At 57.5% G+C, this 24,996-nt stretch carries 24 protein-coding genes and 1 pseudogene; 6 read left to right on the top strand and 19 right to left on the bottom strand.

Going from position 1 to position 24,996, the window contains the following annotated elements:
* Positions 1–38: 38 nt before the first annotated feature.
* From IDH41_RS02525 to IDH41_RS02500, 6 genes are all read right to left on the bottom strand, one after another.
* Positions 39–1,334, bottom strand: a complete 1,296-nt coding sequence (locus IDH41_RS02525; protein ID WP_190857981.1) for an ABC transporter substrate-binding protein — start codon at positions 1,332–1,334, stop codon at positions 39–41.
* Between the two features lie 103 nt (positions 1,335–1,437).
* Complete coding sequence (locus IDH41_RS02520) at positions 1,438–2,499, bottom strand: response regulator transcription factor (RefSeq protein WP_190857979.1); 1,062 nt, start codon at positions 2,497–2,499, stop codon at positions 1,438–1,440.
* A complete protein-coding gene (locus IDH41_RS02515) occupies positions 2,496–4,274 on the bottom strand; it encodes a sensor histidine kinase (protein ID WP_190857977.1) in 1,779 nt (592 codons plus the stop codon). Before IDH41_RS02515 ends, IDH41_RS02520 begins: the two co-directional genes overlap by 4 nt.
* Before the next feature lie 164 nt (positions 4,275–4,438).
* The gene (locus tag IDH41_RS02510) at positions 4,439–5,776 is read right to left on the bottom strand and encodes a glycoside hydrolase family 30 protein (protein WP_190857975.1); all 1,338 of its coding nucleotides are present in this window, start codon (positions 5,774–5,776) and stop codon (positions 4,439–4,441) included.
* Positions 5,777–6,178: 402 nt separating this feature from the next.
* Positions 6,179–7,042: a sugar phosphate isomerase/epimerase family protein gene (locus IDH41_RS02505; protein WP_223829381.1), complete on the bottom strand. Its 864-nt coding sequence runs from the start codon at positions 7,040–7,042 to the stop codon at positions 6,179–6,181.
* Between the two features lie 19 nt (positions 7,043–7,061).
* Positions 7,062–7,871: a phytanoyl-CoA dioxygenase family protein gene (locus IDH41_RS02500; RefSeq protein ID WP_190857972.1), complete on the bottom strand. Its 810-nt coding sequence runs from the start codon at positions 7,869–7,871 to the stop codon at positions 7,062–7,064.
* Positions 7,872–8,004: 133 nt separating this feature from the next.
* On the opposite strand from IDH41_RS02500, the gene IDH41_RS02495 reads away from it, so the two are divergent.
* Positions 8,005–8,832 carry a helix-turn-helix domain-containing protein gene (locus IDH41_RS02495; RefSeq protein ID WP_190857970.1) on the top strand — a complete coding sequence of 276 codons (828 nt, stop codon included), beginning with the start codon at positions 8,005–8,007 and terminating at the stop codon, positions 8,830–8,832.
* A 12-nt stretch (positions 8,833–8,844) separates the two neighbouring features.
* On the opposite strand, the gene IDH41_RS02490 is transcribed toward IDH41_RS02495, so the two are convergent.
* Both IDH41_RS02490 and IDH41_RS02485 read right to left on the bottom strand, forming a co-directional pair.
* A complete protein-coding gene (locus tag IDH41_RS02490) occupies positions 8,845–9,783 on the bottom strand; it encodes an aldo/keto reductase (RefSeq protein WP_190857968.1) in 939 nt (312 codons plus the stop codon).
* The gene (locus IDH41_RS02485; protein WP_190857966.1) at positions 9,770–10,810 is read right to left on the bottom strand and encodes a Gfo/Idh/MocA family protein; all 1,041 of its coding nucleotides are present in this window, start codon (positions 10,808–10,810) and stop codon (positions 9,770–9,772) included. Before IDH41_RS02485 ends, IDH41_RS02490 begins: the two co-directional genes overlap by 14 nt.
* 122 nt (positions 10,811–10,932) lie before the next feature.
* Here IDH41_RS02485 and IDH41_RS02480 point away from each other — a divergent pair, with 122 nt between their 5' ends.
* On the top strand, positions 10,933–11,769 hold the full coding sequence (locus tag IDH41_RS02480; protein WP_190857964.1) for a helix-turn-helix transcriptional regulator: 837 nt from the start codon (positions 10,933–10,935) through the stop codon (positions 11,767–11,769).
* A 1-nt stretch (position 11,770) separates the two neighbouring features.
* Here IDH41_RS02480 and IDH41_RS02475 read toward each other — a convergent pair whose 3' ends face one another.
* Positions 11,771–12,601, bottom strand: a complete 831-nt coding sequence (locus IDH41_RS02475; protein ID WP_190857962.1) for a glycosyltransferase family 2 protein — start codon at positions 12,599–12,601, stop codon at positions 11,771–11,773.
* Between the two features lie 211 nt (positions 12,602–12,812).
* Between IDH41_RS02475 and IDH41_RS02470 the strand changes: the two genes are divergently transcribed.
* Complete coding sequence (locus IDH41_RS02470) at positions 12,813–13,895, top strand: Gfo/Idh/MocA family protein (protein WP_190857960.1); 1,083 nt, start codon at positions 12,813–12,815, stop codon at positions 13,893–13,895.
* Between the two features lie 60 nt (positions 13,896–13,955).
* Here IDH41_RS02470 and IDH41_RS02465 read toward each other — a convergent pair whose 3' ends face one another.
* On the bottom strand, positions 13,956–14,645 hold the full coding sequence (locus IDH41_RS02465) for a DUF4183 domain-containing protein (RefSeq protein WP_223829380.1): 690 nt from the start codon (positions 14,643–14,645) through the stop codon (positions 13,956–13,958).
* A 198-nt stretch (positions 14,646–14,843) separates the two neighbouring features.
* Here IDH41_RS02465 and IDH41_RS02460 point away from each other — a divergent pair, with 198 nt between their 5' ends.
* On the top strand, positions 14,844–15,257 hold the full coding sequence (locus IDH41_RS02460) for a DUF4183 domain-containing protein (protein ID WP_190857958.1): 414 nt from the start codon (positions 14,844–14,846) through the stop codon (positions 15,255–15,257).
* A 79-nt stretch (positions 15,258–15,336) separates the two neighbouring features.
* On the opposite strand, the gene dgoD is transcribed toward IDH41_RS02460, so the two are convergent.
* The 6 genes from dgoD to IDH41_RS02430 form a co-directional block, all read right to left on the bottom strand.
* The gene (gene dgoD / locus IDH41_RS02455; RefSeq protein ID WP_190857956.1) at positions 15,337–16,485 is read right to left on the bottom strand and encodes a galactonate dehydratase; all 1,149 of its coding nucleotides are present in this window, start codon (positions 16,483–16,485) and stop codon (positions 15,337–15,339) included.
* Positions 16,486–16,649: 164 nt separating this feature from the next.
* Positions 16,650–17,357: a FadR/GntR family transcriptional regulator gene (locus tag IDH41_RS02450; protein WP_190857954.1), complete on the bottom strand. Its 708-nt coding sequence runs from the start codon at positions 17,355–17,357 to the stop codon at positions 16,650–16,652.
* Between the two features lie 99 nt (positions 17,358–17,456).
* A complete protein-coding gene (locus IDH41_RS02445; RefSeq protein ID WP_190857952.1) occupies positions 17,457–17,633 on the bottom strand; it encodes a hypothetical protein in 177 nt (58 codons plus the stop codon).
* Positions 17,634–17,691: 58 nt separating this feature from the next.
* Positions 17,692–18,174: a hypothetical protein gene (locus IDH41_RS02440; protein WP_190857951.1), complete on the bottom strand. Its 483-nt coding sequence runs from the start codon at positions 18,172–18,174 to the stop codon at positions 17,692–17,694.
* Between the two features lie 91 nt (positions 18,175–18,265).
* The gene (locus IDH41_RS02435) at positions 18,266–19,015 is read right to left on the bottom strand and encodes a GTP pyrophosphokinase (RefSeq protein WP_190857949.1); all 750 of its coding nucleotides are present in this window, start codon (positions 19,013–19,015) and stop codon (positions 18,266–18,268) included.
* Positions 19,016–19,047: 32 nt separating this feature from the next.
* Positions 19,048–19,488, bottom strand: coding sequence for a MarR family winged helix-turn-helix transcriptional regulator (locus tag IDH41_RS02430; RefSeq protein ID WP_190857947.1), 441 nt, complete (start codon positions 19,486–19,488; stop codon positions 19,048–19,050).
* A 103-nt stretch (positions 19,489–19,591) separates the two neighbouring features.
* On the opposite strand from IDH41_RS02430, the gene IDH41_RS02425 reads away from it, so the two are divergent.
* Positions 19,592–20,056 (top strand): MarR family winged helix-turn-helix transcriptional regulator, encoded by a 465-nt coding sequence (locus IDH41_RS02425; RefSeq protein WP_190857945.1) that lies wholly within the window; start codon positions 19,592–19,594, stop codon positions 20,054–20,056.
* Between the two features lie 71 nt (positions 20,057–20,127).
* On the opposite strand, the gene IDH41_RS02420 is transcribed toward IDH41_RS02425, so the two are convergent.
* From IDH41_RS02420 to IDH41_RS02410, 3 genes are all read right to left on the bottom strand, one after another.
* On the bottom strand, positions 20,128–21,753 hold the full coding sequence (locus IDH41_RS02420) for an MDR family MFS transporter (protein ID WP_190857944.1): 1,626 nt from the start codon (positions 21,751–21,753) through the stop codon (positions 20,128–20,130).
* A gap of 738 nt (positions 21,754–22,491) precedes the next feature.
* Positions 22,492–23,892, bottom strand: a complete 1,401-nt coding sequence (locus IDH41_RS02415) for an MFS transporter (RefSeq protein WP_190857942.1) — start codon at positions 23,890–23,892, stop codon at positions 22,492–22,494.
* 78 nt (positions 23,893–23,970) lie between these two features.
* Complete coding sequence (locus IDH41_RS02410; RefSeq protein WP_223829379.1) at positions 23,971–24,432, bottom strand: MarR family winged helix-turn-helix transcriptional regulator; 462 nt, start codon at positions 24,430–24,432, stop codon at positions 23,971–23,973.
* Positions 24,433–24,542: 110 nt separating this feature from the next.
* Here IDH41_RS02410 and IDH41_RS02405 point away from each other — a divergent pair.
* A pseudogene (locus IDH41_RS02405) lies at positions 24,543–24,989 on the top strand (LysR substrate-binding domain-containing protein); the annotation flags it as partial.
* Positions 24,990–24,996 lie beyond the last annotated feature (7 nt).

Here is a 24,996-nt window from a genome sequence, read left to right as displayed (position 1 = left end):
CTGGCGCCTCTTCCTTCCTCCCGGTTCATGTGCCGTCGTTACTTATTGACTTTGTTGAAAGACTTCCATGCCTTGTCGAGCGCCTGGAGCACATCGTCCTGCGACATCTGTCCGGCGTAGTAAGCTTGCAGCCCTTTGCCCACTTCGTCCTTGACGGACTGAGGAATGGCCGGGTCTTGGTACGATTTGCCTTCCTTCACGAATACGGTCGCGTCATTGACCCACGGATAGCTGTCGTACGTGTGGACGGTCGAGATCGGATTGAACTTGAGCGCCTGGAAGAAACCGCCCGATGCCTGATCGTCGAGCACGTAGTTGATGAAATCGAGCGCCACCTCCTTGTTCCCGCTCGATTTCGAAACGGCCAGCGACGTGGACGCGCTGAGATTGATCAAGGTCGCTTCCGGGTTGTCGTTGATCGGCAGCGGCGCCACGCCGAAATCCATCTCCGGATTGGACTTCAGGATCGTCTCCGCGTACCAAGGGCCTTGCAGCCACATCGCGCCTTTGCCTGCGGCGAACGCGGCCGCGCCGTCGTCGCCGCCTACTTCCGTCGCCTTCTCCGTGCCGTTCGCGTTGATCAGGTCGAAGATGTCGAACATCGCTTTCATTTCGGTGAACGAGCCCTCATCCTTGTTCATCCGTTCGATGAAATCGGCATTCTCCGTATTGATGAGCGCGCCGGCCGCAAGCGGCAGCACGAGCTGCGGAATCCAGGCTTCCTTGTACGAAAGCACGAACGGCGTAATATGATTGGCCTTCAGCTTCTCGATAACCGCTTTCATTTCCGTGATCGTCGTCGGAGGCGTCATTCCCAGATCGGCGAATATCGTTTTGTTATACAGGTAGCCCCAAGACAACGTCTCGAGCGGTACCGCTACGACCTTGCCGTCCGTCGTCGTGACGGAAGGCTTCACGCTGTCCAGAAGCTTGCCCACGAACGGCTGATCGGACAAATCCTCCAAGTATCCCGCTTTGTAATACGAAGGAATTTCATTAATGGCATGCAGGGCGAATATATCGGGCGCATCGTTCGACGCGAGGCGGGTCTTCAAAATTTGCGCCGCGTTGTCCGCCGTCGGCATTTCGAGCTGGACGGATACGTCGATGTTTTTCTCCGCCTTTTCCTTGGCGACGAAATCCGCGATATACTTGTCGTAATGCTCCTTCAAACGGGGCTGGGCGATGAACATTTTCAGCTTGACGCTTTTGGCTGCGCCCGGAGCGCCGCCCTCCCCTTCCGCATTGCCCGGCTGGCTGCCGGCATTGCCGCATCCCGCAAGCATGGACGCCGTCAGCGCGGTAACGAGTAAACCTTTCCATATCTTTTTCATTCCGATTTGACCTCCCGATGACTTGTTTTTGTTTACGCTTTCATTGTAGCGAATTTATGAAAGCGTTTAATTGGACGGAATTAGGCTCTCGGGTTGTACATTTTTAAACCTCGCCGCTCTTCCTCATTTCCCCCGGCGCGATGCCGAAATGCTTCTTGAATACTCGGTAAAAGTAGGCGACGTCCTCGTAGCCCGCCATTTCGGCCACGGACTTGATCGGGATGCTTCCGTCGGCCAGCCATTCCTTCGCCTTCTCCATGCGCAGGTGCAGCAAATAGTCGGTTAAGGTTTGGCCGTACTCGAGCTTAAACGCCTTGCTCAAATATTCCTTGCTCACGAAAAAAACTCTCGCGAGCTGATCCAGCGTCACCGGCTCCGTGTAGTGCTTTTGCATAAACAGCCGGACCTCGTCCAAATTCAATTTGTTTTTGAATTTGCGCTGCGCGACGAGGCGCTCCAGCGCTTCATCGTAGCGGCTCGCAACGTACAATACCGTGTCCCCGCTCGACGCGAGCGCGTCCCGCCCGTATGCCGTCTGCGTGCTCCCTGTGCCGAGCGAATTGGCGGCCGTCAGTTCCTTGAGCAGCAGCAGCAGCTCCTGCGCGACCTGCTCGAGCATGACCGGCTTCGTCATCCCGCTCCGCTCGAGCTCGCCGGCCAGCTGCCGGAACGCCGCGTCGGCTCCTTCCCGGTTCAGCTCGTTAAAATGGGAACGCAATATCGGCTTGTATGACGCCAGCAGGTAAGAAATATCGATGTCGAGCGACAGCGGCTCCCGCTCCGGCTGCGCCGCTTCCAGCTCGTTCTTGCATTTGAGCAGCGCCGCGTTAAGCTCCTTCGGATCGACCGGCTTAAGCAAATAATCGACGGCCCGGTAGCGCAGCGCGTGCTTCGCGTATTGAAAGTCGTCGTAACCGCTGACGACGACCGCTTTCATGCGCGGATAACGGCCGTTCAGCTGCTCCAGCAGCCGTACGCCGTCCGTTCCGGGCATCCGCATATCCGTAATAACGATATGCGGCTCCAGCGCCTCCGCGAGACGGAACGCCTCCTGCCCGTCGTTCGCCTCGCCGGCGATTTCCATGCCAAGCCGCTCCCATTCTCCGAAAGCTTTAATAATGTCCCTCGTCCAGCTTTCATCGTCAACGATCAATACTTTGATCAATTAAGGCCGCCTCCGCCCTCTAGTGGAATTCGCACCGCGACGAGCGTGCCCTCGCCCGGTTCGCTCTCGATCTCGATGCCGTATGCGGGGCCGAAATGGATGCGGATCCGGGACGCGACGTTCCGGATGCCGATCCGGCTGCCGTGCGTCCATATCTGGCCGTTCTGGCCCCTCAGCTTCATCCGAAGCTCCGCAAGCTTGTCCGCCGTTATCCCGACGCCGTTGTCGCGGATCCGGATGCAGATCCCGTCCTGCTCGCGCTTGACGGATACCTCGATCGTCCAGCCGCCGAGCTTCGAGTCCAGGCCGTGGAAAAAAGCGTTCTCCGCGATCGGCTGCAGCGTAAGCTTGGGCAAGCTGCAGCCGAGAACGGATTCGTCGACATCCGTCACGTAGGTCAACCGATCCGAGAAGCGCTGCTTCTGGATGAGCATATAATGGTTCAGATGGTCAAGCTCCGCCCGCAGCGACGCAAGATCGTCGGGATCCCGGACGACGTAGCGGAACATTTCGCTTAACGAACGGATGATTTCGTAGCTTTCGATCGGTTTTCGGGTGAAGAGCATGCTCCCGATCATCTGCAGCGTATTTTGCAGAAAATGGGGATTGATCTGCGCTTGGAGCGCCTTGAGCTCGGCCGTCTTCTTCTCGAGGCTGATGCTGTATTCCGTTTTAATATGCTCCTTGATCCGGTGCGACATGTTATGGAGCTTCGTCTCCAGCAGGCCGATCTCGTCCACCCGGTTGCTGAGCGGGATCTCCGCCTCCTTGATAAGTCCGAGTCCCTGCATCGACCTTGCCAGGTTGACGATCGGCGTCGCCATCCGCCAAGCGAGCAGGACGGCGATCAAGACGGACAGCGCCACCGAGATCGCCCCCACGATGATGCCGAAGCGCATCGTGTCCAGCGCGCTCTTGTTGATGAAGGCGGTCGGCACGATCGTCACCAGCTTCAGGCCGACGGGATCGATCGTATGGTAGAACACGTATTCGCCGGGCAGCTGCATGTAGCCCTGATCGTCTGCCGTCTCTTTGATCCGCTTCAGCGCTTCGGCCGACGGCGTCGCGCCGCCCGGCTGATACAGAATCGTGCCGTCCGCTCCGGCGATCAGCACCGTATGCTCTTGCCCGCGCCGGATCAGCTCGAGCGTCTGATCGAGCAGCGACCACCGGATCGTCAGGGCTATGCCGCCGAGCTTATCCCGGTTCTCGAACCGGTTGATGCTCCGGATGAGCCGGAATTCGTTTTTGTCGCCGTCGCTCGTCTGAATGACGAAGTCCTTGTCCTGCTCGAAGAGCTGCGTATAGGGCGCAGGAATGCCGGACACGTTCCTTATATCGTTTTGCGACGCGTTGATCGTGAACAGCTTATTCGTATCCTTCGCGTAGAGCTCGACGCCGATGACGTGGTTGCCCGCCGAATAAAACAGGTTGAACATCGTATCGATAATGTTTTTTTGCATCGTAAATTGGCTCGACAGGCTGGCTTCCCCCGCATTGGCCAAATAGTCGCTTAAGTGGGGGCTGATCAGCACCGAATAAATCAAATTATTGAGCTGCGCGAACTGATCGCCCAAGTAATTGCCCGTCCATTTCATATTGGACAGGTTCGTGTTGATTACTTCGTCCTCCATCGATTTCCGATTATTTTCCGCCGCAAGCCCCGTGACCGCGACAATGGGAAGGACGGACAAAAAAATCATCGTAAAAATCAATTTGTTGCGGATGCTTCGCCTGAACGGATCCGTCACCGCGCGCATAAGCCTTGTCCACATACGTGCCGTCGCCTCCTCCCGCCTCTCGCCTCTCGCCTCTCGCCTCTCGCCTCTCGCCTCTCGCCTGAATTATAAACTTACCTTACGGCCGATGGAAACGTATGAATAAAAAACAAACGCCCCTTTACATAAGCGGGCGCTCGGTGCCGTGCCTAGCCATTTCGCTAGGCGACGACGATCGTATGGAAGGATTCCGGCTCCAGCCGGAAGCTGTGAATGCCCGAACCGGCCTGAAGGCGCAGCTCCCGCGCGTCCGCGAACGGATTGGCCAGGACAATGACGCGCGTGCCGTCCGGCTTCTCGAAGGAGACGGCGTTGCCCGACCAAGGCCCCTTCAGGCCGATCCTTGTGTCGCCCGGCGCCGTCAAGGAGGCAAAATGCTTCATCACGTAATATTCCGGATTGCGCGTCAGCCGCCCCGCTTCGGGATCGACCGTCATCATCGCGTTCTGTTCCCAGCCCCAGGTGCTTCTTCCTTTCGGTTCGAGCAGCATGTTCCAATAAATATACGCGTTCACGCCGTTCGTGAAATAATGATGGAATAGACTGAATACATACCTTGCGTAAAACCACGTATTCTCGCCGTCGCCGCACTCGTTCTCCGTCTGCATGTAGCGCAGCTCCGGATAGCTTTGCACCGTGCGCTGGATCGCATGCTTGCCCGCCCACTGGTACCCGACGCCTTTCACGTATTTGTAAGCTTCCGGGTCGCTAAGCACCGTATTCGCATAGGCGTCGAAGCCGGTCGCCTTCTTCTTCAGCCATTCGTCCCAAGGCTCCGGCGCATTGATCGTGCCGAGCCATATTTCCGTATCGAGCCCGCTCCTCTCGAAAGCCGGACCCAAATAATCGCGGATGAAGACGCGGAGCTGCTCCCCCGTCCATACGCAAGACGGAAATTTCTGGTCCGCGACGACTTCGTTTTGCACATGCACCTGGTGGATCGTAATGCCTTCCTCCCGGTACGCCTCGACGAACTTCACGAAATAGAGCGCGTACGCCTCCAACACTTCTTTCTCCCAGCGAAGCGTGCCGTAGTTGTATGCCTTAGGGTGCTTCATCCAGGTCGGCGGGCTCCAAGGGGAAGCGAACAGCTTCAAGTCGGGATTCAGCCGAAGCGCTTCTTTCATATAAGGAATCAGAAGCTTGCGGTCGCGGTCGATAGAGAAATGCTCCATCGCGTAGTCCCCGTCCGTCTCGTTATGGCTGTACCAATCCAATGCGTAATCGCTCGCGCCGATCGGCAGGCGGCAAATGCTGAATTTATGCTCGCCCTCCGGATGGAACAGAGCGTGAAACGCCTCGCGGCGGTCCTCTTCCGTCAAATGGCTTAACGCCAAATAGCCGAGCTCGTTGAAGCAGCCGCCGAAGCCTTCCAGCCGCTGAAACTTTTCATCCGTAAACGCAAGATTAGCTTCCCCGGACGCCGCCTCCTTTATTTGCCTTTCTTCCCAAAAGTTCGATTGGTTGCTTGCGATCCATCGTACCGGTGTCGGATTCATCGTCATTGTCCCCTCTTCCCATGCAGCATGAACATTTAAAATGTTTGCGCTTTCATTATAGCGCTGCCGCCGCTCGGATAAATTGGACGATTTTAGAGCGTTCGATTGGACAAATTTAAACCGGCAGATCTACTGCGGAAAATAACGGACATATTGGGTCTTATTCCGCAATCTCGAACGGTTAAACGAAGAAATAAGGGAATAATTTGGTTTTATCGAGGCTCATTGCGGATCCCGGAACCGATTATAGACGGAATAAGGGACTATTTTTCCTCTATTTCAAAATAAACGAGCGAAACGAGCCGAATAACGCCGCTTTATTCCCTTACCGAGATCCGGTGAGCAAAAAAAAGAGGCGCCCCGGCAACAGCTTTCACTGCTTTCGGGACTGCCTCTCTTCGATTAGATAGGATCCGACGACGCCTTCTCCCACACCTGCTCCGCGAGCCGCTTGAGATACAGCGACTGCGTCCAGCGATCGCCGATTTCCGACTTTCTTCCGCCGGCTTCGTCCGTCGTGATGGCGTACGAAGGCGGGCCAAGCTCGGCGACGACGGGAAATGCCGCCGTCCTCCGGCGCTGGGCATGAAGCCAGCCTCGCATCGCGCCCTCCCACCATCTTGCGAAATGGGCCACCATCGGATGCTCGCCCTCCTCGCCCGGATCGATCTGTACCTGCTCCCCGTTCGAGATGCGCATATGGATGCTGGCCGCATGGGGAAGCAGGTTCTGCAGCAGCGCCTCCGCTTCGTCCGATACGGTGTGCAGCTCCCCCGCCACGACGTAATGGGAATAATCGATCGTAAGCGGCAAAGCGGGCAGCGCCCTGGCGTACTCGGCCGTGCGGATCAAATCCTGCGTAATCGTACCGCGGTGCGTCTCGAAAAATACGGGGATGCCCGCTTCCTCCGAAAGCCGATTCATGCCGGCAAGCAGCTCCTTCGCCTCATCCCCCGTAACGAACGGCTGCATGACCTGCGCGTTGACGTATTCGATATCGCCGAACGCGCTCGCCCGCTCGAGAAACGCCGACAAATCCTGCAGCGTTCTCGGATAAGCGTTCACGCTGAAAGCCAAGCCGTGCCCGCGGAGCAGCTCCTTCCACCTCTTCTCCTCCTCCGGAGAAGGAATGGCCCCATTAATGCCGCCGAAGCCGCTCTCCGCGATCAAACGAACCTTCTCCTCCGTCGTCGCGGCGCGTCCGGCCGCTCCTTGCAGCCCCTGCATTCCCCACCACGACATCTCAACGAGCAATGTATGCTTCATCGTAATCCTCCGATTATTATTAGTGCGGATAAGCCTTGTCGAATTCGATGCCGCAAGGGCCGCCGTCCGTATTGATTTCAAGATCTACCTGCGTGCCGTCCGCCCGGTAGAGCGGCCGGTAATAGTTGCTGATATGCGTTGCCGAAGCATTCGCGTAATGGCATATAAAGGCGCGGCGGAATTGATCCTTCGTCTTGTTGCGGTAGGAGCCGTGAATCAGGTTCCCGTTGAAAAACAAGACGTCGCCCTTGTCCATCACGGCGGGAATCGCCTTCTGGTCCTTCGGCGGCTTCACGTAATGCGTCGTGAACGATTCGGCGGAATCGGCCAGCTCCGGGCAGCTGATCTCGTATTCGCTCGTTTTCGGGACGACGAGCAGGCCGCCGTTATCCATGCTGGCCGCATCGACGGCGGTCCATGCCGCAATGCAGTTGCCCGGCTCCACCTTCAAGTAGAAATTGTCCTGATGCAGCGCCTGGCCGCGGGAGCCGGGGGGCTTGTAGTAGAACATGCTCTGCGCCGCAAGGGCTTCTTCCCCGTACAGGTCGTGCAGCACGTCGAGCACCGGCCCATGCAGCATGTACCGCTTGGCCGTTTCATTGAACCGGTGCGGATGCATCACCCTCGGGTAACGCTTCAGCGGATCGTCCGATCCGCCGTCCAGATCCGGCTCGAAGAAGCCCGGCACGACCGTATTGCCGATCGCCTCGAACGTATCCTCGATCGCGCGAAGATCCTCCTCCGAGAACAATCCCTTCACGATCAAATATCCTTCGGTATGAAACTGATTCAACTGCTCTTCCGTCAACGCCTTCAAAGCTTCCGTCATCCGGTACCTCTCCTTTATTCGTAATCTATCGCTCTTGACATCATCATAGTGCTTTGCGTAAGTTGGAGGAAGAAAGAGAACTGCTGAAAACTGCCGGAATTCTGCTATTCATCATTTTAAGGGGATGCTTGCCATGATCGGGAAGAACGAGAAGGAAATCCGGCGCGATGAGCCTCAGGGAACTTTGTTCGGCGGCCATTACGACGAAGGCGGCACCTACCGGCACCGCCGGCCGCAAGGCATGAACGACTGGCTGCTCTTCTTCACGCTGGAAGGAGAAGGCTATTTGCGCACGCCGGAAGGGGAGCGGCGCTGCGGTCCCGGCTCGGTCGGACTGCTTCGCCCGGGCATTCCCCACGAATACGGAACCGCCGCCGGCATGCGCTGGCACTTTTATTGGGTGCATTTTCAGAAACTACCTGAAATCGACTATTTGCCGAATGACGAGACGATCGTCGCGTCATTCCCGGAAGGGAACCTGTTCGAGCGCGTCCGTCACGCCTTCTTGAATATTTTAAGCGATTCCCGCGAGCGTACGGGCTTCTGGCATACGCTATGCGAAAATTCGCTGCGGGAAATTATCCTGCTCTCCGCCCAGCAGCTGGAGCAGCGGCTCGATCCGAGGATCGAGCTGGCGCTTCGCCATCTGTCCCGCCGCATGAGCAGCCCGCTTCGGATCGAGGAGCTGGCCGGCGAAGTCGGCCTGTCGGTCTCCCGATTGTCGCATCTGTTCAAGCAGGAGACCGGCGAGAGCGTGGTTGAGCATCTGAACCGGCTGCGGCTCGGGCAGGCTGCCCTGCTGATGGAGCACATGGGCAGAACGGCGACCGAAGCCGCGCTTGACGTCGGATTCAACAACTACAACCATTTCGCCGCGTTGTTCCGCCGCGCGTACGGCGTCAGCCCCCGCTCGTACAAAAAAGGAAAAGCCGCCCCGCCGGAGCAGCCTTTCCCTCGATGATGATGCGTTATCTTATACCGTCTGAGCGGTCAGATCGAGCCAGTCCATTTCTTCGCGCGACAGCTTGATCCGCGAACCGACGTCGCAGGAAGCCAGCTCTTCCGCCGTCTGGGCTCCGATCAGGGCGCAGGTCGGGAACGGCTGGTTCAGCACGTACGCGAGCGCGATCTGGATGGCGCTGACGTTCTTCTCCGCGGCGAGGCGCTTCGCGCGTTCGAACCGCTCCCAGTTGTCGTCGCTGTAGAAGACGCGGACGAGGTCGGCGTTCTCGCGATTGTCCGGCGTGAACCGGCCCGTGAAGAAGCCGCGCGCCTGCGAGGACCACGACAGGAGCGGGATTTGGTTCTCCTCGTGCCAGCGGCACGTCTCGGCGTCCGCGGATACGCAGCCGCGCCAGAACGGCTCGTTCGCTTTGGCCAGGCTGAGGTTCGGGCTGCTGAAGGAGAACCCGACGAGCCCTTTGGCCGAGGCGTATTCGTTCGCTTCCTGAATCCGCTGCCACGTCCAGTTCGATACGCCGATCGCTCGAACGGCTCCGGAGCGGATATGCTCGTTCAAAATTTCGATCACTTCGCCCGCCGGCACGGCCTCGTCGTCCCGATGCAGGCCGTACAGGTCGATATAGTCCGTCCGCAGACGCTCGAGGCTGGTGGTCAAATCCGAGCGGATCGCGGCCTCGCTGACGCGGGGACCGTTCTGGTCGTGGTGGGCGCCCTTCGTCAAGATGACGATCTGCTCGCGGTTGCCGCGCTCTTGCATATACCGCCCGAGCACTTCCTCGCTCTGGCCGCCGCAATAAATATGCGCGGTATCGACCGAATTGCCGCCGATGGCAAGGAAGGCGTCCATATTGGCCGCGGCCTTCTCGTACGAGTCGTGGTAGAAATAGTCGGTGCCCTTCATCAGTCGGGATACCGGTTTCCCGCAGCCTTGAATGTCAATGTATTCCATAATCGAATCGCTCCTTTTCTTCGCGTAATAGCGTAATTCTGACCCGCTCGCGGGCCGATTGCAGACAAGCGTCGATAATCTTCATGTTGAGGACGGCGTCGGAAGGCTCGTACTTCAGCGGCGTGCCGTTCACGATGGCCTGCGACAGGTGGTCGGCTTGCAGCGTGTATTGGTTCACGTCGGGAACCTCGACCTCCCTGCGCTCCCCTCTGGCGCTGACGAAGAAGTTAGCGCTGCCCGGTGCGCCCGTCACGAAGGCGGACGGAACTTCGATGACGCCGTCCGTGCCGAGCACTTCGAGCGGATTGCGGAACGCGGCCCACATGCCGCAATCGAACTGCAGGGAGACGTTGCCTTCGAATTCCAGCAGGCCGGCCGCCATCATATCGACGCCGTCATGCTCCTCCGAGAAGAACGCCTGAACCGTAACCGCTTCCGGTTCATTGCCGAGCAGCAGCCGCGCGGCCGTAATCGGATAACAGCCGACGTCGTAGATGGAGCCTCCGCCCCATTCCTTGCGGTACCTGACGTTGCCTTTGTTCGCCGCGTTGTTGAAGGTGAACGCGCTGCGGATGCCGCGGATCTCCCCGATTTCGCCGCCGGCGATCACGTCCCTGATCATGTCGTAGCGCGGATGGTACCGGTACATGAACGCCTCGGACAGCAGCACGCCCGCCTTGGCGGCCGCTTCTGCCATTTCCTCCGCTTCCTTCGCCGTCAAGGCGAGAGGCTTCTCGCACAGAATATGCTTGCCCGCCTCGGCGGCGCGGATCGTCCATTCCTTGTGTAAATGATTAGGCAGCGGAATATATACAACGTCGATCGAATCGTCCGCCAGCAGCTCTTCGTAGCTGCCGTATGCCTTGCCGATGTTCAGCTCCTCGGCCGTCCGCTTCGCCTTGTCCCCGTCGCGGCTGGCGATGGCCGCGGCCTCGTTCCATTCGGACAGGTGCAGTCCGGGAATGACCGCCCGCTTCGCGATGCCCGCGCAGCCGAGAATGCCCCATTTCAGCTTCTTGTTCGACATGTCGTCTTCACCTCAAAAAAATTATTTATGACTATATTGCGATTATAAATCGATGAATTTAAAATTAAAATAATATTATTTTGTTATCGATTATAACAATATTGTCATTGGAGGTGCTTGCCGTGCAGAGGCAGAGCCATTTGCTTACCCTTCCGCATAACCCGTACTTTTGTTTCCCCGAATCGGTCGGGAACTACTGGGACCATCCCGAGCACTATACGTTCCGGTCCGCCGGGGCGCTTAACAATTTCAATATCCATTACGTCGTCTCCGGCAAAGGCTATGTCGAATGGGACGGGGTCGCCCATCCGCTGGAGGCGGGCGAGGCGGTACTCTATTTCCCGCTGCAGCGGCAGCATTATTACAGCAGCTCGGACGATCCGTGGGACATCCGGTGGGTGCACTTCTACGGCAACGGTCTGCAGGACTACATGATCGATCGAAGCTTTCACAAAAGCCAGCTTTGGACCGTCCGCAACCCCGCGGTCTGGGAGCAGGCGCACGAGGAGCTGCTGGCCGAAGCCGAGACGCACCGGATGCTGCGCCCGACCCGTCTGTCCGCGCTGACCTACGCCATCCTTGCCGTGTTCGTCGAGCAGGCCGTTCCGCTGTCCGGAAGCAAGTCGTCGACATCCGGCAACCGGATTCTCGAGCTGCTTCCGCTCATGCAGCAGGAAGCCGCGAAGCCGTTCATCCTCGAGCATTGGTCCGAACAGGCCGGCGTCAGCCCGCATTACTTCTGCAAGCTGTTCCGAAGCGCGATGGAGATGACGCCGATGGATTTCATCACCCGCTGCCGGCTCCAGATGGCCAAGCAGTGGCTGCTCGAACGCAAGGAAGCGAACATCGGCCAGATCGCGGCGGATGTCGGCTACCCGAGCGTCAGCTATTTCAACAAGCGTTTCATGGAGCATGAAGGCATGACGCCGACCGTATACCGGAAGCTTTACGGCGTTTGAATCAGGTGCCGTACTGCGTCAAGTCGAGATACGGCGATGGATGCAGCTGCAGCTTTATATTCGACGGCTTGGCGCCTGTCGGCTTGGCGCTTGTCGGCCTGGTGCCGGTGACGGGCTTGATCGGCTTATTGACGTAGCTTCTGAAATCGTTCGTCCCGAATACAGCGACGTTCTTGCCCCCGAACAGCGTCTTCTCCGATACTTTCCACGTGTGGGAGTACGGATTTTCCCTGCGGATCGCCGCGAAATTGTACGGGCTGCTCGTGTGGATACGGCAGCCTTTCTTCACGCAATCGTTCAGGAAGCGCCTGTCCGAGCCGCTTCTCAAATTCGTCGCGAACTTCACTTTCCCGAATATCCGCTTGTTCAGCATGATCGTCGCGCCCGCGACCTTCCGGCAGCGGCTGTTCGGCTTCAGCCACGTTTTGCGCTGGAGCAGCACCGATTTATGCGGAAAATAAAAAAAGAAGCCGTGCTTCCCGACGACGTCCGCGTTTGTGCGCCTGAACACGTTCATTGCTTCCGTCAAATAATTGGGACCGTAGTAATCGTCGTCGTCGAACTTCGCCACATGGGCGTATTTCGCGCGCTCGACGGCGTAGTTCAGGCACGAGCCGAGGTTTTTTTTCTCCGGTAATTTATAGACGGTGACATTCGGAAAGCGTCTTGCCCAGTCTCGATATTTGTTAATGGAAATGTCATCCTTGTTAATGACTACGATTAATTCCTTCTTTCTCCAAGCTTGGCGAACGTAATTGTGAAACACGTTCTGGATTAAGGATTGTCGGAATGTCGAAGTTACGACCGTTACGCCTTTGTTCGATTTGGCCATGGCAGTCTATTCCCTTCTGGAAGCAGATTCTATCAGAGCATTATATGTCGCCGTGACATTCCGCCGTGTGGGCTTTCGTGCCGATGATGACCGGGCAGCCGGGGAAGCTTGTCGCAATTTTGGACAATCCTTGTCCTTTTCTCATCATTTCAAGCCTGCCATCCTTGTGCTACAGTAATAAAAAAAACGATGAAAGAAGGACATGGAACCTATGCCAGAAACGATACGAATCGGCATTATCGGAAGCGGCGGCATCGCCCGCGCGCACGCTTCCGCCTACAAGAAGCTTTCCAACTTGGAGATCGTCGCGGTCGCCGACAGCATCGAAGGCAAGGCGCAAGCGTTCATCGACCAGGAGCAGCTGCACGCGGCGGCCGCTTTCGACGACCACCGGAAGCTGCTGGAGCTCGAGCTGGACGGCGTCAGCGTCTGCACGCCGAACTTCGCCCATCACGAAACGTCGGTGAACGCGCTGAACGCCGGCAAGCACGTGCTTGTCGAGAAGCCGATGTCGGTCACGCTGGACCAGTCCATCGACATGGTCGCCGCCGCGAAGCGAAGCGGCAAGATGCTGACGGTCGGCTTCCAGCCAAGATACGACCCCAATATGTCGCTCATCAAGGAGATCGTGCAATCCGGCCAGCTCGGCAAAGTCTACTTCGTCGAGACCGGCGGCGGCCGGCGCCGCGGCATGCCGGGCGGTACCTTCATCAGCAAGGAGCTCGCGGGCGCGGGCGCCATGGCCGATATCGGCTGCTACTCGCTCGACATGGCCCTGAACGCGCTCGGCTATCCGAAGCCGCTTACGGTATCGGCTTATACATCCAATTATTTCGGCACGAATCCGAAATACCACCGGGAAGCGGACTGTTTCGAGGTCGAGGATTTCGGGGTCGCCATGATCCGCCTCGAAGGCGACATCGTGCTCAATTACAAAATCAGCTGGGCGATGCATATGGATACGCTCGGCGCGACGATGTTCCTCGGCACCGACGCCGGTCTCAAGGTTACGCCGGCGGGGTCGGGCCCTTGGAGCGGCGTATGGGACGGCAGCGTCGGCTCCATGTCGCTCTTCCATGATGTCGCGGGCCAGAACACGCAGACGACGGTTCCCGTCATCCAGCACGGACTGAACCTATTCGACGAGAAGGTGAAGGACTTCGCGGCCGCGATCCGGGACAACCGACCGGCGCCGATCGACGGCGCGGAAATTTTGTACAACCAGGCGATCATCGACGGCGTCCTTCGTTCCGCGGCAACCAAGCGGGAAGTGACGATCGAGCTGCCCGAGTAAAGCTTAAAAGGTCCGGCCGCAAGGAAGGTTACGCCTTCCGCAGCGGCCGGACCTTTGTTGTCAGATCACGATTCGGGCCTTGAATTGGACGATTTCGACGATGATCGGAGTGCCTAAGTATACAATGTCGCCGTTCAGGAACAAGGTAAGCCCGTCTTCTCTTAACGAATACAGGCTTCCCTCCTGCATGAGACCGTTTATATATAAGTTGGCGTAGCTGCTCGCGCCGAGCCCTCCGAAGCCGGCCGCCGCGGCTCCTTCATCGTTCGTGAAGCCGCTCGCGGGGATGACCGCGGTTCCGGTCATCGCGGCCTCCGCAAAGTAAAAGTACCGCTGCGCGTCCGGCAGGACGATGACCGCCGCAACCGGCGGTCCCGGCGGTCCAGGCGGTCCTTGCGTTCCTTGCGGTCCTTGCGGACCTGCCGGACCTTGCCCCCCGGTCTCGCCTTGCCGCCCCGGCGCGCCGGGCAATCCCTGCATGCCCGCGGCTCCCTGCTGCCCGGCTGCGCCCTGCGCGCCCTGATGCCCTGCCGGCCCTTGCTCTCCGGGGGCGCCGGGCAGCCCCCGCGGCCCGATCGGACCGCGTCTTATTTTACCCGCGCACTTGGATCGATAAGGCTTGCGCCTCCGTCGCCTGTCCGTACCCGAATGCCTTCGATGTCTTCTCCGTCCGCTCCGCTTTCGCTTCCTCTTCCGCTTCCTCTTCATTGTTCCGGACGACTCCGGCATTAGAATGACTAATTTTGTCAATCCATGCACCCCCTTCCAACTCGCTTTAATAGGGTATGCCGGACGACCTTGCCCCGGTTTGGACCATTACCCGCGTACATCCCGTCTAAATCGCTGCCGGCCGGTGGATGCGCCGTTTCGCTATAAATTCCGGCAGCATCTACTAAATAGGAAGCCGAATCTAGCATTCGGTTAATCGTAGAAGAAGGAGGTGATAGAATGCCTGTAATTAAACCCGTCATTGTTGCGATCGCCACCGCGCCCGTCGCATCGGGCGGCGCCATTACGACGACCGTGAGCCCCGTCGTCACCCGCTACTACGCGGTACTGACCCAAGGTATGATCGGAGGGACGGAGACGACCGTCCCCGCGGCGAGCTTCCTCGACGACGCCGACGCGCCGGTCGCCGCGCTGCCGGCGTTAACGGCCGGCAACTACGCGAACGTCTACCTGAACGGCATGCTGCAGCAAGGCTCGCTTTCAACGCTCACGACCGCCTCCCTCGTGCTGGATACGATCGACGTCACGGCCGGCTTGCCCGTCATGATCGAGTACGGAGATTTCAGCGGCGCCTCTTCGGTCATCACGACCCAACCGACGATATCCGCTCCCACGATCCAAATCATCACGTAATGTCGCCAACGGCAAGAGGGCTGTCCCGAAGGCCGGGTCCATAACCCGGCGGGACAGCCCTCCTGCTATTCCTCGCGGTCTACCACTCCGCAATGCTGCCGTCCGCGTTCCGCCATACGGGATTGCGCCAGTTGTGGCCGATCGCGGACATCTCGCGCACCTTCTCCTCGTTGATGTCGATGCCGAGACCCGGCTTGCGCAGCTTCGCCACGTAGCCGTCCTCGTACTGGAATACGGCCGGATCGATCAAATAATCGAGCAGGTCGGAGCCTTGGTTGTAATGGATGCCGAGACTTTGCTCTTGGATGAAGGCGTTCGGCGTGCAGAAATCAAGCTGGAGCGACGCCGCCAGCGCGATCGGTCCGAGCGGGCAGTGCGGAGCGACGGCGACGTCGAACGCTTCGGCCATCGCGGCGATTTTGCGCGTCTCCCAAATTCCGCCTGCATGGCTGAGATCCGGCTGAATGATATCCGCCCAGCCGGAGGCGAGCAGCTGCTTGAAGCCCCAGCGGGTATACATCCGCTCCCCGGTCGCGATCGGAATCGAGGTCATCCGCGCGATTTCGGCCAACGCTTCGTTGTTCTCCGCCAGTACGGGCTCCTCGATGAACATCGGTTTGTATGGCTCCAGCTCCTTCACGAGCGCCTTCGCCATCCCTTTGTGCACGCGCCCGTGGAAATCGATGCCGATCTCGAGCTCGCCGCCGACCTCCTCGCGAATGGCCGCGATGCGCTCGACCGCCTGCTCGATCTTCTTGTGCGAATCGATCCAGTCGAGCTCCTCCGTGCCGTTCATCTTGACGGCTTTATAGCCGGCCTCCAGCTGCCTCCTTGCGGCGGCGGCGGTATCGGCCGGACGATCGCCGCCGATCCACGCATACACCTTCACCTTCTCCCGCACCGCGCCGCCGAGCAGCTCGTATACGGGAACGCCGTACCGCTTTCCCTTCAAGTCCCACAGCGCCTGCTCGATGCCGGATATGGCGCTCGTCAGAATCGGTCCGCCGCGATAGAAGCCGCCGCGGTACAGCACCTGCCACAAGTCCTCGATATTGCCGGCTTCCTTGCCGATCAAATATTCGCTCAGCTCCTGCACCGCGGCCGCAACCGTGTCCGCGCGCCCTTCGACGACTGGCTCTCCCCAGCCGACCGTTCCGTCATCCGCCGTTATTTTGAGAAACAGCCATCTCGGCGCAACCTTGAACAGCTCCAGCTTCTGAATCTTCATAATTCAAATCCCTCCAAAATTCATATGATGAATAACGATTTATATCAAATATATCATATGATTAAGTGAGGATAAATAAGTCGCCGGTCATTTTTTTTCGATCCCGCGCCGGCAAGCCGGCAAGCTTGGGCATAAAAAAAGAAAGGCCGCCCACGCCATTCGCGTCAGCGGTCCTTCCTCTCCTCCGATGCTTCCCCGTCCACGGCGCCGGTCAGCTCGCGGATCATATCCTGAATGTGCAGCCGCATCAGCTCCCTTGCCTGCTGCGGGTTGCGGGAGGCGACCGCTCCCGCGATCAAGGCGTGGAACGAGGCCGCCTTCTCGTCCATGCCCGGCAGCGCCATCGTCAGCCTGCGGCTGTCCACAAGCTGGTCGCTGATGACCCGGATCATGTTCACCAACACCTCGTTATGCGAAGCCTTCGCGATTAGCCGGTGGAACGAGAGGTCCTCCTTCAGAAAATCCTCGCCGGCCTGCTGCTTCTTCTGCATCCGCTTCGCCGTTCGCACGATCTCGTCGGCCTCGGCCGTCGTCGCCTTATCGGCGGCCAGCGCCGCCAGCTCCGGTTCGATGACGAGCCGGGCTTCGGCCAGCTGCAGCCAGGACGCCTGCTCGAGGAAATGGAGATGCTCGTCCACGACTTCCCTGGCCGGCAGTTCTTCTCTGACGTACGTGCCCCTGCCCTGCTCGACGAGCAATATTTTCTGCTTATGCAGGATGCGCACCGCTTCCCTGACGGACGAAATGCCGACGTTCAGCTCGCTCGTCAGCTCCTCCAGCGTCGGCAGACGGTCGCCCGGCTTCCATACGCCTGCGCGGATCCGCCGCTTAATTTCCTCGTACACCGCTTCATAAGTCAATTGTTTGCGCATTTACGGCCCATCCTCGCCTGTAGGTTCATCCAAAATTTTATAGCCAAACAAAAAAAACTTCAAGGAACGTTCTCCTTGAAGGCACCTTGCGCGTATCCGCTATACCGACGTAATAAAACCGCGGTTGTTGTTTTTGGCGTAATTGATAATGGACTCGTACTGCGTTTTGGCTATGCGGCGGTCCGACATCGGAAGGTGAGGGTTTTTGACTATCTCGGCTAATTTTTTCAGCTCCTGCATTTCTTGGGGCGTAACCTTAACCGTCTTTTTCCCCACGCGCTCCACCCTCCTTCACTATAATGCATTATTATACGCGCCTCGCGGCCAAAATTGCTTAAGGATCGGACGGCGTTCGCGGATTTTGCGTCTCCATTTCCTCGGGAACGAGCTCGGCAAGCTCCTTGTTTTGTTTCCCTTTCAAATAGGACAGGCCCGCGTATCCCGCGAGCAGCGAGCTGCTCACGACGGCGAAGCTGTCGGTCGTATTCGCCATCGATAGCGCGGTTTTGGCGAGAATGCCCGTTCCGATCGCGATCAGAAGGTCGCCGAGGAAGCCGAGATCGAAAAAAATTTTTTTCTTCGCATTGCGGTGATTCCGGAATCCGATCATAAAGACTAGGAAGAAATAAATCCGCTGCATGAATTTGTAGAACCGGTTCGGAGACAGAGCGAGGCCTTCCTCGTCGTATTCTATGACCAGCTTCGGCAGTTCGACAATGCCGTTTTTCACGAAATGGCCGATTAACCCGCCGATTAGGCTCATGGAAATCGGCAGCCCGAAAACCTCGAAGAATTCGCGAACGGTTGATATGACCACGGCCTATCGCCACCTTTCAGGAAACATACAGCTCCGCTTCGTGAAATAGCGCTAATTCCACTGTATGCCTCGAAGAGGCGGTTCAACACTATTATTTTTGACGGTCGTCTTCGAATAAGCCTAGGAGCGCCGGCGGAAGGGACAGGTTTTGCTGCCGGAGCAGCAGCCCCACAAGCTCGTCGCCGCCCTCGTCCTCCTGCTCCTCCTTGATCGCTTCGATCTCCTTCTGCAGCCGCTCCATCTTGCGGTCCAGCGCCGAAGCGGAATCCGCCGCCTCCTTGAGCTCCCGAAGCAGATGGAGAGGAACTTCCTTCTTGTATTTATAAAAAATTTTGTGCTCCAGGCTTGCCCAGAAATCCATGGCGATCGTCCGGATCTGCACCTCTACGCACACATGCTCCGTCCGGTCGGACATGAATACCGGAACCTCGACCAGCAGATGCAGGCTTTGATAGCCGTTCGGCTTCGGTTCCTTGATATAATCCTTCACCTCAAGCGTCCGCAAGTCGCTTTGGCCCGTCAGCATGTCGCTGATGCGGTAAATGTCCGAAACGAACGAGCAGGTAATGCGGAGGCCCGCGATGTCCTTAATGTTTTGCTTAATACTGGTCAACGACAGCTCGTGCTGCTTCCTAAAGAGCTTCTCCGCGATGCTTTGCGGCGACTTCAAACGGGAGGCGGTATGCTCGATCGGGTTATAGTCGTGCAATAATTGAAATTCCTCCTGCAAAATTTCGATCTTCGTCTCCAGCTCTTGCAGCGCGAACTTGTAGAGCATCATGAACCGGGTCAGCTCTTGCTTCATTTGCTTCATGACTTGCATCTGATTGTTTATGGCCATTTGCGAACGGCGCCCCTTCCGGCATTTATGCGTTACGACGTTTTGCTGCCTGCCTCGTCCGTCAGCAGCGCGGCGATGCGCTTCAGATGCCGGATATCCTCCTTCGAGATCCGGCTGCCGATATAGCGAATAGCGGCTTCTTCGTTATTTCTGAACGTGTCCAGGTAAGCTTGCTTTCCTTCTTCGGTAATTTCGAGGTAAACGACGCGCCGGTCCTCCTCGCCTCGCTTCCTGCGCACGAGCCCCATATCGGACAGCTTGTCCGTCATGAACGTGACCGCGCCCGCGGTGATCATCAGCTTCTCGGCCAAATCCGTCGATTTCATCGGGCTTTGCCGGCTCAGCTCGTACAGCATCCGGCTCTGATTCGGCGAGAAGCAGTCGCCTGATCCGCCGCTCCATTCCGCCTTCAGCCTTTTATAGGCTCCCTTGAGCAGAGGGTATATTTCCTTCCATTCCTCGTAGTCGTTCATCGTGCACCTCGTTTCGGGAAGGCTTGGTTGACTAAGCCACCGGATGAAAACTATAATGGCGTTAATTCATTCGTGAAAAAAAGCATTCGCCGAGGTGAAGCAATTGAGTGCGGATAAATACGAAAATGTCGGCGAATTAATGGACGTGTTTCAAAAATTCGCGAGAGCCGACTGGCGCAAAAAAACGATGTGGGGGCTCAAGGCCAGCGAATTGCGCGTCCTTGTCGGCATGAAGACGGGCAGCGACCGGAGCGGCTCCGCCATGACCGTCTCGGAAATCAGCAAGGCGCTGCAGGTCACCTCTCCGACCGTTACGCAGATGGTGAACAGCCTCATTGCCTCCGGGTACGTGGAGCGGTCGTCCATCCCGAAGGACCGGCGGATATCGGAGGTCAGGCTGACCGAACGGGGCGATCAGCTCGCGCAGAAGGCGGCCGAGCGGTACCGAGACCTGTTCATGGGCATGATCGATCACCTGGGCAAGGAGAGGAGCGACGCGCTCGTCGGGTTATTGAACGACGTCTTCCGGTTCCTTGAACGGAGCGCCGATCTGATCGAACGGCAATAAATACGAACAGGATTTCGCCGGTCGCTGCCGACCGGACGAAATCCTTCGCGGGAAAGAGCGGCTTTTGGCGATTAACTAAGAGCAGGCTCTTTTTTTAATGGATCGGTCTCGGCTCCGCTTTCCGCGGGGGCTTTCTTGTCGCTTGCGCTCCGCAATGGAATTTCCTTCAGGAACATGACCAGGACGAACGCGACGACGAGCAGCGACATGCCGGACAAAAAGACGACCGTAAGCGAATCGCTGAGCACCGAGCGCACCATTTCGATAATATGGGTAAAGAGCGGCTGCAGCTGTTCGGGAAGCGTCGCGTGCAGCTCCTTCAGCTTCGGCTGGTCAAGCAGCATTTGCGGGTTCAGAAAGCTGGACAATTGCGTCGCCGTCTCGGGGTCGAGCTGCGACAAATCCGGTCCCTCGCCCGACTTGACGGCAGCCTCCAGCTTGCTAGACATGCCCGAGTTCATAATCGTGCCCAGCACCGCGATGCCGATTGTGCCCCCGAGGTTGCGGAACAGCGTCGCCGTTGCCGTCGCAACGCCGAGCTCGGTCGGTTTGACCGCATTTTGCACCGTAAGCGTGAAGACCGGCATCGATATGCCGAGCCCGACGCCGAATACGATCATGCTCGCGATGGCGACGTAGACGTTGTCCATGAACGCCATCAGCAGCATACCGGCCACCATGAACGGCATGCCGGCCACCGCGAATCGCTTGTACTTGCCCGATTTGGAAATCCAGCGGCCGGAGAGCGTGCTCAGCACGATCATCGCGATCGACATCGGCATATTCACGAAGCCCGAATTCGTAGGCGAAATGCCGAGCACCCCTTGGGTGAAGAACGGCAGGTACATCATCGCGCCCATCATCCCGGCATTCATCAGGAAGCCGACCGTATTGGAAACCGTCACGATGCTGTTTTTGAACATCGACAGCGGTAGCACCGGACTGGCGGCGCGGCGCTCGATCAAGAGCAGAACGATGAGAAATACGACCGCGGCGGCCAGCAATCCGATAATTTGCGGGGATCCCCAATCGTACTTCGTGCCCGCCCACGAGAAGCCGAGAAGCAGTGAAATAAGCATCAAGGTCAGGAACAGCGAACCCGCATAGTCGATTTTCTCGGCCGCCTTGCGCTGCGTTTTCGGGAACATCGACCAGATCATCGCAAAGGCGATGACGCCGAGCGGCAGGAAGATCCAGAATACCCAATGCCAGGCGATATGATCGACCATAAAGCCGCCGAGCGTCGGTCCGATGACGCTCGAGAAGCCGAAGATGGCCATCATGATGCCGGTCCACTTCGCTCTCTCCCTCGGGGCGAACAAGTCGCCTACCGCCGTGACCGTGGCGGACATCAGTATGCCTCCGCCGAGGCCTTGTATGCCGCGGTACGTAATCATTTGAAAGATGGTCGTAGACGTGCCGCTAAGAAACGCGCCGATAATAAACAATACGATACCGAAGAGAAGGAACGGCTTGCGTCCGTAAATATCCGACAGCTTGCCGACCAGCACGGTCGCGATGGTCGACGTCAGCATATAAATCGTAATGACCCACGTATAATATTCGATGCCCCCAAGCATGGCGATAATGCGCGGCATCGCCGTGCTGACGATCGTCTGGTTGATGGCGGCGAAGAACATCGCGGCCATCAGGGCGACCATGATCGTGACTTTCTTTTTGTGTGTTAGATCCTCCAAGGTCTCCGCACTCCTAACTTCAAAAAATATTATGTCCAGTCAGCAGCGAAACTACAACGAGCGAATAGTTAGGTTGCCTACCTATTTTAAGATGATACAATAACTTTAGTACTAAAACAACTGTTATTTTCTTCGCCATTCGGAACGTAATCTGTCTTTCATGACACGTGTAACTGTAGTCGAGCCACCAGGTCTAATTTCTAGACCTGATTCGCCTAAACGAGCTCAATTTTGCGCATCAGATCTAACTTTTAGATCTGATTTGTCACAGGGCCGCCGCTTGAGACCATTTTCCGCCGTTTCCAAGTAGTCAACTGTTCCATGATCGCTTTAGGCGGGATTTTATTTCAGAAACTGAAATAAAAAAGCGAGTTAGGGAGGGAGTACGCGAATTAGTTTCAAATTTTGAAACAAAAGCAGCTAAAATCGAAGGAATAGATCGAAATGCACGTTATAATCTCAAATAATGAATCTATTTCATAATGGAAAACGATTAAGCTCAATTTCGTTTCATTTTTTGAAAGTAGCATCACCAGATTTCAAGGGATATCAGCGATATGGCCTGGATTTAACTCCTTAGACCAACCCGTCCTCCAGATTACCGCCCGCCGCCATCGCATAACGAACATAAAAAAGGCCAACCAGAACGTTCCGGCTAGCCAAAAATACGATATGGAGCTAACGCTCAAGCTGCTTCATGATCTTATGGGAACGACTCCTGTCAATCGCACAGTCTGCCTACTTCGCTGCGGAAGCCGGCTCATTCGCACGCTGCTTCGCCGATCGGCCAATCCGGCTGAAGGAGAAGAAATACAAGGCGGCGATTGCGGCCGCCAGCAAAGCGAGCGCGAAGAAGATGTCGCTGTAGATCCCGGCGCCTTCGTAGAGAGCGAGCGGGTTCAGCTGAATCGTCGAATCGCCCGCGTCCAGCAGCTTCCCGATAATGCTGGTCGCCATCGCGCCGGAAATAAAGTTGAGCAGCGACATCAGCCCCATGCCGACGCCGGTCTGATCCTTCGCCAGCGTCGTCGAAATCGTGTTCGACAGCGCGATTTGAATGAACGTCTGACCGATGTTGCCGAAGATGAGCATGAACAGGATCAAGTACGGCGACGCGCCTACGAATACGGATAGAAGCACAAAGCAGATAAAGCTGAGCGACACGGCTGCATAAGTAAGAAAGGAATTGCCCTTCTCGTCCGCCAGCTTGCCCCCTCTTCTGCCCAGAAGCGCCGAGGTGATGGCCGCCGGGAACATGACCAGCCCGATGACGGCAGGCGACAGCCCGTTAAGGCCGGACAGAAATTGCGGCGTCAGGAAAGGCATGCCGAAGCTCATCGCCGTCGCGAGGAACGTAATGAACAAGCCGAGGGAATATTTCTTGTTGCGGAACAGCTTCGGCTGAACGAACGGCTCCGCCGCCGTCCGGATTCGAATAACGAACAGAATCATCGCTGCAAGTCCGGCAATCGCCAGCAGCCAGCGGCCGAGGGAAATCGACAGCAGCAGGAGCGCGACCGAGCCGCCGAGCAAGACGCCGCCAAGATAGTCGATCTTCTGAGCGCCGCCGCGTTCGTCGTTCAAATATTTGCGGAAGAACGGCAGCGCGAGCAGCGGCAAGACCGACAGCAGAAACAAAAACCGCCAGCTGGCGAAGCCGGTAATAAGACCCGATACGATCGGCGCGATCGCCGTCCCCAGCGCAAGGCCCGACGCCATCACGCCAAGCGCCCTGCCTCTCTTCTCCGGCGCGAAATAACGGACCGGCACGAGCATAGCGGTAGCCGGTATAACCGCCGCTCCGGTTGCCTGCAAAATCCGGCCGAGGACGATCATCCAGTACTGCGTTGCGATTAGTCCGACGACGGAGCCGAGCGCGAAGAATAGCAATCCGAACGTGATCAAATCCTTCAGGCGGTATTTGTCGGCCAGCTTGCCGTAAGTGACGGAGCCGACCGCATAGACGATCATATAGCCGGTTAGGAGCCAGCTGACCTGCGACGGCGAAATGGCGAATTCCTTGCCGATGACCGGCATGACGACATTGAACATCGTGGCGTTCATGACGGAGAAGACGAGGGTGAACGCCAATACGCGCATCAGCTTGTCGCCGTTATTTCGAATCGTTTCCGTCTCCATAAGTAAAGCACCTTCCTTTACGCAATTGAATAGTTTGAATTCCAACTAAGTGTCCGAAAAATAATCGCCGATACGCCATTATGGTTGCTCGTAGGCGGCGAGAATTTTTTTGAGCAGCGATCGGAGCTGCAGCGACTCTTCCGCGGTCAACCGATCGTTAGCGCCCTCCTTCGCCTTCTTGACGGCTTCCGAGGCAGCCTCGTACAGGGCCATCCCGGTGTCCGTCAAATAAATCCGCTTCACTCTCGCATCCTCCGCAAGCTCCCGGCGAACGGCCCACCCCCGCTTGACCATGCCGTTGATCAGGCTCGTGACGCTTGATTTATCAATAAAGAGGGCCCGCTCGAGATCGGCGTTCGTCGCGCCGGGAGACATGGCGAGCATATGGAGCGACTGCGATTGCTGCGGGGTAAGCCCGAGCGGCCTTAAGGCGGTCTCCACCTCGCGCCGAAGCGTCCGTTCCACAAGCTTGATCATCAGCGTGTTGGACTCCTCCATCTCCCAAGGAAAACGGCCAGGTCCGCAATCCCTCTTCCGCAATGCGCTTCCTCCTCCATTTTGTTTGAATTCAAACTAATAGTAGCGCCATAGGGAGCGAATGTCAACGGGAAAATGAGTCGGACGGCTTCTGCCTCCCTTACCCATTCACGAGATTCGAACTGGACGGAGCCTTTATCGGCTGCGAATGCGTCCATCCCGAGCTGCAATCCTTCCCGGTCTTTGATGAAGAGCTCGTCGTCGTATCCTCCGCGGCCATCAAGGATTTGGAGGAAGCGGCGGCGAAGCCCATTCTCGTTTACGGCATGGGCTGCTCTTACCGGGTCGTTCTCGAGAAATGGCTGCACGAAAGCGGCGTCACCTACCCGGTCAATATGGAATTCGGAACGCTGGAAGCCATTATCGGCGGCGTCTCCGCCGGGCTCGGCATTTCCTTGATGCCGCGAATCGTCGTGCAGAAGCAACCCGCGGAAACCTCGCTTCGCGCCCATGACCTGCCGGCTTCCATGAACCGGATGAAGACGGCGTTCATTACGCGCAAAGACTCGTATGCCAGCAGCGCGCTGCGCGCCTTCATCGAAGCTTTGCCGCGCGTTTGACCGCGGT

It is taken from the genome of Paenibacillus arenilitoris (assembly GCF_014705655.1).
Lineage (GTDB): Bacteria > Bacillota > Bacilli > Paenibacillales > Paenibacillaceae > Pristimantibacillus > Pristimantibacillus arenilitoris.
This window is presented reverse-complemented; position numbering and strand designations above follow the sequence as displayed.